The following is a 12,597-nucleotide window of genomic DNA, read 5'->3' on the forward strand; positions in this document are numbered from 1 at the left end:
TTTTCCAGGACTGTTTTTCTATACATGACGATCAATGATCAAGTGTTTTCCCGTAACTCACCTGCTCATTCTTGCTTTCATCGATACCATATTTACGGTCGATGCGGTCGGCCACGACGGCATTCACATAAAGAAGGATGATAAAGATCAATATCGAGCCTTGTGCCCCCATGAAATAATGGAACGGAAACCCGTTGATAGAGAAAGATGATAGACTTTCCGCGAAGAATACCATGACAAACGAACTGATGAACCAGATAACAAGGTATAAGGCCATATAACGATTTTTCTCTTTGAAATACTGATCCGCTTTCGCACGGTCAATCTTCTTCATATAAATCCCCCTTTTTTTATCTAGGCTCTTTTCGCAAACTTTGGAGCTTTCCAAACTAGAAAATACCGGATCTTAGGTATTTTCGTTGGCTAAGGCCAAGCTTTGTTGAATATCGAGTTCGAAAAGAGCACGTATCCACACCCAAATAGAATTTGGTGTGTTGTACGCAAATCAACATTTTTTAAGAAAGCTGCCTCTATCTAAGACTGAAGATAAACTTCACTGTTTCAAAAAACGGCATCGGAACCAGAGCGATCTGAACAATAAAATAAATAAACATGGATAAGAACGGCAGGACTAAAAATACGGCCCTTTTTTTCTTTATGGCAAACACGATGCTGGCTCCTGTGACCAGGAGTAACGCGATGAAAAAAAGCAAACTTTCACCTCCTGTTATGTAACCGCTGTCATAATTATTCAACTTTTCTGAAATTTATTCGTGCCCTCATTATCTTTTATATGGAAAAGCTTTTTCAATAACTAAATTCCGACAAAGCAGCTATCGCCGCAGGGGACTATTTTATAACTATAAGGATTTTCTCTAAAATATTGCGATGAATGGTCAATTACGTGAATCCGATATTCTACTAACATAATATAAAGGTGTCGAACCTGGTCGAAACTTTTTTATAAACACTAAAAAACCGGCCGGCTCCATGCCGGTCGGTCCGTTTATTATTCTTGGTCTTCTTGAGTTGTGTCAGCGTTTGATTCAGCGTCTTCATCTTGTGCATCTGCATTGGACTCACTGTCCTTCTGCTCAGCATCCGATGGGTCTGCTTTTTCGTCGGCACCTTCAGCGCCTTCTTCAGCTTTAGCTTCATCTTGTGCAGCAGCGTCTTCTTTTACTGCATCTTCCTGAGCGGCTTCGGCTTCAGGCTGATCGCCGGAAACTTTCTGCTCATCAAGCTTGGCTTCTTGAAGAGTGGCAAGAGACTTGTTGAAATAGTTGATTGGATTGACAGCCACACTGTCTTTGCGGATTTCAAAGTGTACGTGTACACCCGCATCTTCATTGAATAAAGATTTTCCTGCTTTTGCAATCGCTTGACCTTGATCCACTACATCCCCGACAGCTACTTCAAAATCCTTGACTGATTGGTAACGAGTGACGATACCCTTGCTGTGTTCGATTTCAATTGTGTTGCCCAGTAATGAATCTTCCTGAACCTTTGTGACAGTTCCACTCATGGCAGCCAGTACGTCGAATTCTTTCCCATCCTTCGAGATATCGATCCCTTGGTTCGGATAGTACATATTGCCGTACACGACTAAAGCGGCTTCCTGTTCTTCGGCAGAAGCTTCAGCATCGTAGAAGTTTTTTTCGATGACTGTGTCTTCCGGACTTGAAACAGGCATTACGAAGTTTTCCAGTGAACGATTGACTTCTTCTGCAGGCTGGTTGAACTCGTTATCAGTAGGAACATCATAGCTGTAATCCTCGGCCTTTTCGTCATCATTCCCTGCCTGGTACCACAGGATTCCTGTGATAATGATTGCTGCACTTGCCAGATAGATTGCTGGGTATGCCCAACGTCTTTTCAAAAATTTTGGAGAAGTGTATTTCTTTTCTTCCTCTCTCATTTTCATCACCTCAGCAATCATTCTGAACAGAATTCTGAAAATATATACGCATGTCCAAAAAAATTTTTAATTCTTATCTTTCGACAAAGTGAAATGAATTATGTACAGAATCACAAACTTTTTTCAGGAATCTTCATAGAACTGCAATATTTAGCCGTCAGGTGAACCGTTTTCACATGATACAATGAGGAAGTATTTTTTACAATTAACGTAAAATGAAAGGACGATAGACTGTGAAAACACTGCTAAAATCCGCCCTTACAGCTGCGCCTTTTCTATATATGATGCTGGTGTGGGTCATGTCCAGCAACCCCGATGACGCGGTCATCCGCTTTCCTGACAGCGGATGGGACCGGTTCATCAAGGAATCACTCCACCTCATCGAATTTGCGATCCTGTACGGATTATTCGTACTCGCACTGCTCGCACATGGCATGCTCGGCTACACCATAAACTTCACTGTCGCACTGATTGCGATATTTTACGGGTTCGTCGACGAAATCCATCAATCATTCGTACCATACAGGTCTGCGACGATGATCGATGCTGCAAAGGACTTGATCGGAGTGACCGCCCTGTTCTGGATCGTGAACCGGACTTACTTCAGGAATTCGGGGCATGGGCTGACGAGATATATGAAGAGGGTTGAAGGGTATTTTAATTAAAAAAGATGGATTCTCCCGGGGTGGGAGGAATCCATCTTTTTTTGGTTTTGGTTGGTTTGTTGGTTGGGGCGTGTACCTGGTACATGGGGGTTGATCGAGACTGGTTCAGGACCATTGATTTGAGCCTGGCTCAAAACCGCTGAAATGAGCCTGGCTCAACATACCCGTTCGATGCCAGGCTTAATATCCCTATCCCTGCCCGGTGCCTGGCACATATCAGGCTTCCTGTGCCAGGAACAAATCCGCCAATCTGTGCCTGGCACCACTAGTTTGGCACGACGAAATCCGCATCAGCGCCTCCCCTTCATCATCCTTACCGCTGCGCAGTCACCTTCTGCAGCAGCTTCTCCGATGTCGTGATCTTCACTCCCTTATAATAGTGGGTCACGATCTCCTTATAGTCCTTTCCTTCCTTCGCCATGCCATTGGCACCGTACTGGCTCATTCCGACCCCATGGCCGTAGCCTTTGGTCGAGATGACGATGTGGCTGTCTTTCAGGTACCAGGAGAAGTCGGAGGATTTAAGACCGAGCTTATCTCTTATTTCACGTCCGGTGAATGACGTTCCGTTGATGTCGACGTTGGCGACCCGCTTCCCTTCTGTACGCGATGTGATCGTGCCAACCGAGCCGTCCTTCGGAAGCTTTACACCTAGCTTCTGCTCAAACTCTGTGATCGGAATGATTTTTTGATCTGTGAACTTTGGAGACTTCTCATCCCAGGGGCTTTTCACGCTCCTTAGGTACGGGATTTCATTTTGCCAGTAGGCTTCTGAATTTTCCGTGTATCCATTGCTTGTCGAGAAGAAGGCCGCCGTGATCGGCTTCCCGTTATATGTGAGCACCTGTCCCTTCGTTTCGAGGACCGCTTCCGATATCTTTTTCAGCTTCCATTCTGAATCCGCACCCCAAAGGCTTGCAAGTTCGGATGGATTTTTGAAAACTTGATCGTCAATGGTATCGGTGACATCCGCTCCTTTAGGAAGGGATGAGTCTCCCATCATCATTTTGTTTACGATGAATGTCCTTGCTGCAAGCGCCTGTGCTTTCAGTGCTTCTTTCTCAAAATCTGCAGGCATTTCACCAGCAAGCACCCCTACTACATACTGCTCAAGCGGCAGCTTTTCGATCACTTCCTTGCCAGACCGGTAGACCGCCACCTCGACTGAATCTGCGAGCTCACCGATTCCGGGGCCGGCCTCCAGTTTCTCATTCAGGTTGGTCTTTTCTTTGTCCGATGAAAACGGAAGCACAAGCAGAGTGGGTACGATAAAGATGATGCAAATGAAGATTGAGAAGACGATCAGTACTGGTTTTAAATGCGTCATGTTCGCTGCCTCCAATGAAAGATTAAATAGGAGAGTGCCTTTTCACACTTCTCCATTCCTTTTCATATGTATGGTAGTGGACAAGCTTTTATGATTGAAAGTTGTTTTGATGGGGTGGAGATTTTATTCGGTCATTGTCTGCTAAGCTTAATATTATTTTCTTCGTTTTTTGCTCAAAAACTGCTCTTTTGTCATCAAAAGGAGCGGGAATCTTATTATTGTCTTTTCCTTAGACCTGAAAAAAACCTCTATGGAGGGAAATGCATAAAATGCTCCTGTCTTAAGCAATAAATTATGCCTCTTCTTCAGCGATATTATCGATATTTAACAATTTATTATCGGAAACTCGGGTTTTATTATTGAAAATCAACTTTTTATTATCGAAACAACTTTTTCTATTATCACTATTAGTTCGTTATGATTGAAGATTACCCGATTCAAATTGAATTTGTCCAGTTATAATCGACCAGACCGGTTTATTATCGAAATTCATAACAGGACGGGCTTGGCTAAACTGCTATCACTCAAAACAAAAAAGGCAAGCCCCCCAAACCAGGAAAGCTTACCTTTTCTATCTATACAATTGCGATTATGCGTCTTTTAACATGCTCTGTTCTGAAACAGCTGCATCGTTTTCTTCGACTTCTTTTACGCGCTCGATGTCTGCGCCCAGGCCTGCAAGCTTCTGGTGGAAGTTTACATAGCCGCGGTCGAGGTGCTTGAGTTCGGTTACACGAGTGTAGCCGTCAGCGATCAGACCAGCGATGGAAAGCGCAGCTGCCGCACGTAAATCGGTAGCCGCAACTTCAGCGCCTTGAAGGGCTGTAGGTCCCTGCATGATGACAGAGCGGCCTTCAATCTTGATATCAGCTCCCATGCGGCGGAATTCTTCCACGTGCATGAAGCGGTTTTCAAAGACAGTCTCGGTGAGTACACTTGTACCTTCCGCTGCTAGAAGCAGAGCCATCATTTGTGACTGCATATCCGTCGGGAACCCAGGGTGTGGCATCGTCTTGATGTCGACGGACTTCAACTTGTCAGGTCCGATGACACGCAGACCTTCAGCTTCGTCAATGATGGTAACGCCCATTTCTTCCATTTTTGAAACTAGAGAAGATAAATGCTCAGGAATCGCGCCTTTTACAAGGACGTCCCCTTTTGTGATGGCTGCAGCCACCATGAATGTTCCCGCTTCGACGCGGTCAGGAATGATGCTGTGCTCGACACCGTAAAGGCGTTCCACACCTTCAATGCGGATCGTTCCTGTTCCTGCACCGACTACGTTTCCACCCATTTTATTGATGAAGTTTGCCAAGTCGACGATTTCAGGTTCTTTTGCAACGTTCTCAAGGATCGTAGTCCCGTCAGCCAGGGCTGCTGCCATCATGATGTTCTCAGTGGCACCCACGCTTGGGAAATCCAGGTATACTTTCGCGCCTTTCAATCGTCCATCGACTTCCGCTTCGATGAATCCGTTACCGACCTTTACTTTGGCTCCCATTGCTTCGAAGCCTTTAAGGTGCTGGTCGATTGGTCTTGAACCGATGGCACATCCGCCTGGCAGTGCCACCCTTGCTTTTCCGGTACGTCCAAGAAGCGATCCCATTACAAGAACGGATGCACGCATTTTGCGGACATATTCGAATGGGGCTTCTACAAATAACTCCCTTGATGCATTAACGACCACTTCATCATTATGGAACTCAACATCTGTATTTAAATGACGTAATACTTGATTAATCGTATATACATCGGAGAGTGGTGGTACGTTTGTAATTTTGCTTTTTCCTTCACTTGCTAATAATGTAGCAGCGAGAACAGGTAAAACGGCATTCTTTGCTCCTTCAACTTGCACAGTACCGCTTAAACGCTGACCGCCGCGGACGATAATTTTTTCCAAGAGTATTCCCCTCCGCGTCCAATTTCTCTATATTAATATTCAATCGTCAGGATGGGTGTGCCAAGAACAAAGGTTGTCTTGGTGCCCATTCCGCTTTTCCGTAGACCTAGTTGTATGTTCATTTCGTTATTTTTTGTTGGTATTGACCGTGACATTTGCTTCGAGTAGGCGGAAACGGAATGGAAGTCTTCTTCTTCCAGCGACTCCGTTTCGGTTGCGTCAAGAATCGACATCATTTCGACGGCCTGATTCGACAAAACTTTCTCAAGCGTATCATTGAATTCGCCTTTTATACAAGAGAAAATCAAAGGTTTAGAAGTAAAAATGATTTCCATGTTTGGGATAAACTGTTTTTTTAGATACTGCGATGTCTTTTCTCCCATCGATTCCTGATTTCCACGGATCTCATACATAACGTACGAAATGGAATGTCCGTTTCCGAGGGTGCGCTGCAGTTTAATTGTTTCTTCCCCGTGGGAGGTCTTGCGCGATCCCACAACAATTACCTCTTCAGCCTTCTCTTCAGTGGACCAGTTGAAATCAGAAAAAGTTTCTTGCATATTCTTACTATATTGGGCAAATCCTTTATTCGTGAAGCTTTTTACATTTTCTCTTGCATATAGAGACCATTCATTTACTTCACCGTTCGTTTGAGAAATGGCGTGATCAAGCTTTTCGATGTCCAATAATTGATTGGCTTCGATAGTGTTCTTCCCATTTATGATAGGCAGGAAACCTATTCCAACAAAAAAGATTAACAAAATGTAAAAATACCGTCTCATTTTCCATTCCTCCCCTTAGGTAAAAGTCTTTCCTTATACGGGGAGAACATACTTCGAAAATGTCGTCATCTTTTTACAATTTTTTGTTGTGGGGTAAGTGCGAACACCGCTATTGATTTCCGTTCAAAACTACGCTTTCCGCGGGCGGCCGGTGAGCCTCCTCGTCGCTCATGCTCCTGCGGGGTCTCACCTGTCTCGCTTTTCCTGCAGGAGTCTTCGTTTTGAACTCCAATCAATAGCTGGATACAGGTGTAATCATTAAAAAACATTTTCAACGTTGTTGTCTTGCATCGTGTGAAGAATTTTCAGATGATTACGTGTGCAAGCGGTTTGAACCTTTTTCACAATTTAACCCGTCGCACGCAGATAGGAGGGGAAACGGTATTCTTTACTCCTCCGGCAGGCGTGAACAGGCTTATGTATGAAAACGGATTCACAATGAAACTTTTTCACAAACATGCAAATACAAAATTAATCTTACTCAAAACAGGTCCTAATGGAAACATGCAGGAAGTCCTATTTTTTGTAAACATTTTGTCTTGATTTTGTAAGATGTTTGGTTCCACCCGTTCGATCTTCTTATCATGCGGCACCAATCAGTATGTAACGGTGACGATAGCCTTATTGAAAGAACGCCGGCAGCTGCTGTGACCACAGATAATAATCGAGCAGGAATCGGCTTACGGAGGAGCCGATCGCGATCGTCAGCAGGATGAAAAGCAGTCTTGCCTGTGCGACGCGGTTCTTTTTCAGCAGTTTATCAAGCTGGATCGCCTGCAGTGCCCAAAATGTCACCCCGAACACAAATATATGAACGAGCATGCTGACTAATGCCTGCTGGCTGAAGCTGTCCATCATAGTGCTTCTCTCCAATCGATAAATAATTCTACACACACATAGTTCATTTTACCACAATCATTTCTAAGTTAATATGAAATTTTTTTGTGTGGACAAACTATTTTTTAACATAATCCGCTTTCTTTCATTATTATTATGTAGACTCTTCACTGAAGCCTCTGTCATTTTCCCCGATAGCTGTTCAACGCTAAATTAACGCGCTAAAGGACGGGCCTTTACCACGTTACCAAAGTGATCCTCAAAACTCTTGTTAATATATCCCCTTCCCTATCATTTTTAGGCGGTTGATTTAGTAGATTCACCCACTCTTCATTTTCTCTCTAGCATTAAGGTGCATATACCTAGTGGATTTGTGAACAACCTCCAGGATTTCCTTGTTAAATCAGGGTTTTTGCCACTATTACTCTAGTAAAAAGGGCTATCTTCTTAGTACCTTGTCACGGTATGACACATATACATGTATTGTAAATGTTTATTATATTCAGGAGGGAATAGTGTATGAACAAAGTGTTAATGTCGAGTATGGTCGGCAAAGTCGTTAAGATCAACCGTGGTGGTCCTGAAGCTCGGACAGGTCTATTGTTATCTTCAGGTGACGATTACTTCGTCCTTCAGACAAAAGAGGAAGGCGTCCTTTATATTGCTTTCCAGCATGTGAAGAGTATTACCGAAAATGCAAAACAGGGCATCGATTTTGAAAGCGAAGGCTCTGAGTCACTGGTATGGAGCAGCGCCGGTGATTTCACATCCATGCTTGGGGAACTTAAGCATCAATGGGTGACCATTAACCGCGGAGGGCCTGAGAAAATCGAGGGCGTCCTGGAAGATGCAAACGGGGATTATATCACGCTCATCTTGAAAGAAGAAGTCATCCGCCTTGCTTCTTACCATGTCAAGAGCGTAGCTGTTTCCGTGAAGAAGAAAGAAGAAGAGAAAGAAGAAAATAAGGCTGAAGACAGCGGGGAAAGCAGCAATTCAAAACAATCCTCCTCTGAAAACAAATCAAATTCCAACAATAGCGGTAACTTCAAAAACTCTAAGAACTCCAACAGCGACAACAAGAGAAACCTTAACCGCTACTATTACGAAATCGAAGCTTTGGATTTCTAAAAGCGGACAGGTTGCTTCACTCATGCTTCTAATCGTTAACAAAGGGCAGCAGCATGAATCCCGGCGTTAGTCTTCATCTTAGAGTAAAGACGCCGGGTACCCTTTGTTCATCGAATATCAGAGAGGAGGATACATGTTGTTGATGACCATCTATTTCATTGTATTGGGAAGCTTGTTTTATTTATTTTTCATATCTGCTTCTGCTGAAGCGAAAAAGGACAAACCGTACGGAGAACGCCCCGTCGACGCACCACCTCTGCCTTCTTATATAAAAGAGGCGAACCAGCATGTACGATAGCACATTCATGTTGATGGTGCTCATCTTTTCCGTCACCATCATCGTCATGCTGTGGCGGCCGTTCAACGTGAACGAAACGGTTCCGACCACGATCGGTGCAGCGCTTGTGCTGCTGATCGGCATAGTGCCGCTTTCGGATGTCCTGAATATCTTCTCCATCGTCAGCGGAGCTTCCCTTACCATTATATCCACGATCATGATGTCGGTCGTGCTCGAAAGCATCGGTTTTTTTAAAATCGTCGCCGCCAATATCGTCAACCGGTCACGGGGTTCCGGCAGAAGACTTTATCTTTACGTCATCTTACTGTGCTTCATGATGACGATGTTCTTTAACAATGATGGCAGCATCCTGATCACCACCCCCATCATCATTCACATCACGTCACTCTTAAAGTTGAAAAACCACCAGAAAATCCCCTACCTATTATCGGGTGCTTTAATCGCGACCGCAGCAAGTGCACCGATTGCCGTCAGTAACATCTCAAACCTGATCGCCCTTAAGATTGTCGGGCTCAGCCTGCAGGACTATATCGAAATGATGTTCGTCCCATCGATGATCGGGATCTTCGTCATTGCCATCCTGCTCTTCGTTTATTTTAAAAAAGACATCCCCAATAAAATCCTGGAAGTCTCGGTCAAATGGAAAACGCAGGCTCAAAAATATTCCTACACCCACCCTCTCTCTTCCTCGGGTAACGAGAAGGAAGTCGATTGGGGGCTGATCAAAGCATGCCTTGCGATCGTCGTCCTGACGCGTGCAGCATTCTTTGCCCTGACACCATTCGGGATCCCGCTCGAAGTCATCGGCCTCACCGGGGCAGCCATCCTTATACTCGTGCGCTGGTTCCGAACACAAACGGGAATCGTGGATATTTTTAAAAAGACACCGTGGCACATCCTGTTGTTCGCTTTCAATATGTACGTACTCGTCTATGGTTTGAAAAATGTCGGACTGAATGATTTCATCGTAGCCCAGTTCAAGGACCTGATTGTTGGACAGCCTCTCAATGCAAGTCTGATCATGGGACTCTTTCTGACCGCGGCCTCAAACCTCTTCAATAACCTGCCGGCCGTGATGATCGGGACATTGTCGATCACCGAGATGGGCCTTGACCCGCATACGCTTCAGATTGCATACCTTGCGAACGTCATCGGAAGTGATATCGGTGCGCTCCTGACCCCCGTCGGAACACTTGCAACCTTGATCTGGATGTACATTTTAAAAACAAACGGTGTTTCAATCTCGTGGGCCCGATACTTGAGAGTCACGATCGTCGTCGTGCCGATCGGCCTGATTGTCAGCCTGCTGAGTCTGTATCTTTGGGTCGAACTGTTATTTTAATAAGGAAGGAGTGTAGAAAACTTGAAAAAAGCATATTCATCATTCATTGGAAAGGCAGTGACCGTCGAGCTTACCGGTAAAAAAGAGGTCAGCGGCTATCTAATCGATGTCGGAAGCGAAGTGCTGATCATCTTCAACGGGGAAGATTATATTTATGTATCGAGTATCCATATCCGGTCACTTCGCGTCGTGTCGGTGGATGAACTCGATATTGCAGAACCCACGAGCGGGCCGCAGCTTGAGCAGGAGGACGAGCTTGCCCTCCGGAAAATCCTCACCTCGGCCAAAGGGGTGTTCATCGAGATCTACCTGACGGGCAATCAATCCATTCACGGCTACATCACAAGCATCATGAACAATTACTTTACCTTCTACTCGCCTGTCTACAAAACGATGTACATCTCCCTGCAGCACCTGAAATGGCTCACCCCCTATTCGGGATCGCATTCTCCATATGCGCTCGGAAAGGATAAACTGCCGGTCAATCCGAGCCAGCTGTCGCTCGCCAGGACCTATGAAATCCAGCTTGAAAAACTGACCGGAAACCTCGTCGTCTTCAACCTCGGACTCCAAGCAGAATCAATCGGGAAAATAGAAAAAGTCGAAAGCAACATCATCCAGCTCATCACTGCAAAAGGCAGCACGGTCTATTTGAACCTTCAGCATATACAGAGCGTGCATCAGCCTTGATTCCTTTTGGTAAGGCCCGTTCTTTTGTGCACTAATGTGCAGAAGGACGGACCTTAACGTTTTGATTGGTGTCCCTTTCTTGGGGCTGAGGGGTCGCGGGGGGATGATCGGTTCGCGCGGGTTATTATTATCGCGTCATTTCCGACAAATATTCGGCTTATTTTATTAAAATTAGTCCTGTTTTCTGTCCATTTCAGGGATTTTGCATCCAAAACACCGCCGTTCCAGCTCTCAACCAGCCATAATCATATCCCCATCCGCCCTGCCTGACCATATATTATCAAAAATGACTAACTTATTATCAAAAATCCAATTATATTATCAAAAACAGAGATATATTAAAGTTAGTCTAAAAAGTGGACACACCAAAATGATAATTCGTACACTATAACTATCATTAAAAAGGACGTGTTCACTATGGGAAAACATCATCCAAATGAGTATCGGGAATATGTAGCCAAGATGATTGTAGAAGAAGATAAAAAGGCTACAGATTTAGCTCATGAGCTAGAAATTCCATACTCTTCGATCCAGCGCTGGGTCAAACACTATAAAGAGAAAAAAACTGCCGGTCAGTCAAAAGAATACATTACCCCTTCAGAGCTTGAGAAACTGAAAAAACAACATGAAAAAGAGATGAATGCTCTTCAAGAGGAGAACGAAATCTTAAAAAAGGCGATGCACATCTTCACGAAAAAGCCCAAGTAAAGTATGAATTCATTGAGGCTCATAAAGATGAACACCCCATTTTGAAGATGTGTAACGTACTCGGGGTCTCCTCCAGCGGTTATTATAAGTGGCAGTCAAAACATTGTCGTGGTGAAACAGATCGAGAAAAAAGAAAGAATGAATTGAAACAAAAAATAAAGAAGTCTTTCCATGAGAGCCTGGGGACGTACGGAAGTCCCCGGGTACATGACGATTTGATTGAATGGGGATACACCGTGTCCCAAAAGACAGTCGCCAGATATATGCATGAAATGGGCCTAAAAGCTACACCGGAAGTAAAGTATGTCGTGACGACAGACTCCAATCACGATCTAGCGATCTATCCAAACCTGGTTAAGAGAAACTTCAATGTAGACAGTCCAAATACGGTATGGGTAGCTGACATCACATATGTACGTACCCTTGAAGGCTGGATGTATTTAGCGTCGATCATGGACTTGTTTTCCCGAAAAATCATAGGGTGGAGTCTCGGGCCGTCAATGAAAAAGGAGCTTACTTTGGCTGCATTGGAGATGGCCAAAACGACAAGACGACCTCCTGAAGGCCTCATTCATCATTCAGACCGAGGAACTCAATACTGTTCAAAGAATTATACGGAAGCACTACAAGAAGCTGGCATCGAAATTAGCATGAGTAAAAAAGGAGACCCGTATGATAACGCGTGCATCGAATCCTTTCATGCGACGATTAAAAAAGAACTCATTTATCGCTTCCGATTCAACACCAGGGCTGAAGCTTCGAGAGCGATTAACTACTACATTTCCAGCCGATACAACGAACGAAGAAAGCACTCGACACTTGGGTATCTTTCTCCGAACAACTTTGAACGAAATTACCATCTGTCAATCTCAGAGAAGATATCATAAATGAACCATTTGGCGTGAAAGAGGAGCAATCCTGGTGTTGGATTGATCGTTTTTCATGCCCCACCAAACGAAGTGCGGTAGGAATTCAGGACATAAAATTCTCATTTAGTAA

The 12,597-nt window shown here is 44.5% G+C and carries 14 protein-coding genes; 7 read left to right on the plus strand and 7 right to left on the minus strand.

The window, feature by feature from the left end; translation table 11 throughout:
- Window positions 1-31: 31 nt before the first annotated feature.
- The 3 genes from AS034_RS16695 to AS034_RS16705 form a co-directional block, all read right to left on the minus strand.
- On the minus strand, window positions 32-334 hold the full coding sequence (locus AS034_RS16695) for a DUF4212 domain-containing protein (RefSeq protein WP_032086908.1): 303 nt from the start codon (window positions 332-334) through the stop codon (window positions 32-34).
- A gap of 196 nt (window positions 335-530) precedes the next feature.
- Window positions 531-713, minus strand: a complete 183-nt coding sequence (locus tag AS034_RS16700; RefSeq protein ID WP_058299424.1) for a hypothetical protein — start codon at window positions 711-713, stop codon at window positions 531-533.
- Window positions 714-1,009: 296 nt separating this feature from the next.
- Window positions 1,010-1,918 carry a stage II sporulation protein SpoIIQ gene (locus AS034_RS16705; RefSeq protein WP_058299425.1) on the minus strand — a complete coding sequence of 303 codons (909 nt, stop codon included), beginning with the start codon at window positions 1,916-1,918 and terminating at the stop codon, window positions 1,010-1,012.
- 233 nt (window positions 1,919-2,151) lie between these two features.
- Here AS034_RS16705 and AS034_RS16710 point away from each other — a divergent pair, with 233 nt between their 5' ends.
- Entirely contained in the window at window positions 2,152-2,583 is a 432-nt protein-coding gene (locus tag AS034_RS16710; protein ID WP_032086911.1) for a VanZ family protein, read from the plus strand.
- 313 nt (window positions 2,584-2,896) lie between these two features.
- On the opposite strand, the gene spoIID is transcribed toward AS034_RS16710, so the two are convergent.
- The 4 genes from spoIID to AS034_RS16735 form a co-directional block, all read right to left on the minus strand.
- The gene (gene spoIID / locus AS034_RS16715) at window positions 2,897-3,910 is read right to left on the minus strand and encodes a stage II sporulation protein D (RefSeq protein WP_058299426.1); all 1,014 of its coding nucleotides are present in this window, start codon (window positions 3,908-3,910) and stop codon (window positions 2,897-2,899) included.
- A gap of 589 nt (window positions 3,911-4,499) precedes the next feature.
- The gene (gene murA / locus AS034_RS16720) at window positions 4,500-5,810 is read right to left on the minus strand and encodes a UDP-N-acetylglucosamine 1-carboxyvinyltransferase (RefSeq protein WP_032086913.1); all 1,311 of its coding nucleotides are present in this window, start codon (window positions 5,808-5,810) and stop codon (window positions 4,500-4,502) included.
- A gap of 32 nt (window positions 5,811-5,842) precedes the next feature.
- A complete protein-coding gene (locus AS034_RS16725) occupies window positions 5,843-6,592 on the minus strand; it encodes a YwmB family TATA-box binding protein (protein WP_058299427.1) in 750 nt (249 codons plus the stop codon).
- A gap of 621 nt (window positions 6,593-7,213) precedes the next feature.
- A complete protein-coding gene (locus AS034_RS16735) occupies window positions 7,214-7,450 on the minus strand; it encodes a DUF1146 family protein (RefSeq protein ID WP_032086914.1) in 237 nt (78 codons plus the stop codon).
- A 498-nt stretch (window positions 7,451-7,948) separates the two neighbouring features.
- Here AS034_RS16735 and AS034_RS16740 point away from each other — a divergent pair, with 498 nt between their 5' ends.
- The 6 genes from AS034_RS16740 (at window position 7,949) to AS034_RS16760 (ending at window position 12,485) form a co-directional block, all read left to right on the plus strand.
- Window positions 7,949-8,560, plus strand: a complete 612-nt coding sequence (locus tag AS034_RS16740) for a hypothetical protein (RefSeq protein ID WP_058299429.1) — start codon at window positions 7,949-7,951, stop codon at window positions 8,558-8,560.
- 136 nt (window positions 8,561-8,696) lie between these two features.
- Complete coding sequence (locus tag AS034_RS22815) at window positions 8,697-8,858, plus strand: hypothetical protein (RefSeq protein WP_156416152.1); 162 nt, start codon at window positions 8,697-8,699, stop codon at window positions 8,856-8,858.
- On the plus strand, window positions 8,848-10,200 hold the full coding sequence (locus tag AS034_RS16745) for an arsenic transporter (protein WP_058299430.1): 1,353 nt from the start codon (window positions 8,848-8,850) through the stop codon (window positions 10,198-10,200). Before AS034_RS22815 ends, AS034_RS16745 begins: the two co-directional genes overlap by 11 nt.
- A 21-nt stretch (window positions 10,201-10,221) precedes the next feature.
- Window positions 10,222-10,890, plus strand: coding sequence for a DUF2642 domain-containing protein (locus AS034_RS16750; protein ID WP_074440047.1), 669 nt, complete (start codon window positions 10,222-10,224; stop codon window positions 10,888-10,890).
- 417 nt (window positions 10,891-11,307) lie between these two features.
- A complete protein-coding gene (locus AS034_RS16755) occupies window positions 11,308-11,598 on the plus strand; it encodes a transposase (protein WP_058299431.1) in 291 nt (96 codons plus the stop codon).
- Between the two features lie 11 nt (window positions 11,599-11,609).
- Window positions 11,610-12,485 (plus strand): IS3 family transposase, encoded by an 876-nt coding sequence (locus AS034_RS16760; RefSeq protein ID WP_244888194.1) that lies wholly within the window; start codon window positions 11,610-11,612, stop codon window positions 12,483-12,485.
- The last annotated feature ends 112 nt before the right edge of the window (window positions 12,486-12,597 follow it).

This window comes from [Bacillus] enclensis (assembly GCF_001456935.1).
Classification (GTDB): Bacteria; Bacillota; Bacilli; order Bacillales; family Bacillaceae_B; genus Rossellomorea; species Rossellomorea enclensis.

Coding starts and splice junctions, on each gene's coding strand:
- AS034_RS16725 (WP_058299427.1), bottom strand. CDS start 6,592: ATGAGACGGTATTTTTACATTTTGTTAATCTTTTTTGTTGGAATAGGT.
- AS034_RS16735 (WP_032086914.1), bottom strand. CDS start 7,450: ATGATGGACAGCTTCAGCCAGCAGGCATTAGTCAGCATGCTCGTTCAT.
- AS034_RS16740 (WP_058299429.1), top strand. CDS start 7,949: ATGAACAAAGTGTTAATGTCGAGTATGGTCGGCAAAGTCGTTAAGATC.
- AS034_RS16755 (WP_058299431.1), top strand. CDS start 11,308: ATGGGAAAACATCATCCAAATGAGTATCGGGAATATGTAGCCAAGATG.
- AS034_RS16745 (WP_058299430.1), top strand. CDS start 8,848: ATGTACGATAGCACATTCATGTTGATGGTGCTCATCTTTTCCGTCACC.
- AS034_RS16695 (WP_032086908.1), bottom strand. CDS start 334: ATGAAGAAGATTGACCGTGCGAAAGCGGATCAGTATTTCAAAGAGAAA.
- spoIID (WP_058299426.1), bottom strand. CDS start 3,910: ATGACGCATTTAAAACCAGTACTGATCGTCTTCTCAATCTTCATTTGC.
- AS034_RS16705 (WP_058299425.1), bottom strand. CDS start 1,918: ATGAGAGAGGAAGAAAAGAAATACACTTCTCCAAAATTTTTGAAAAGA.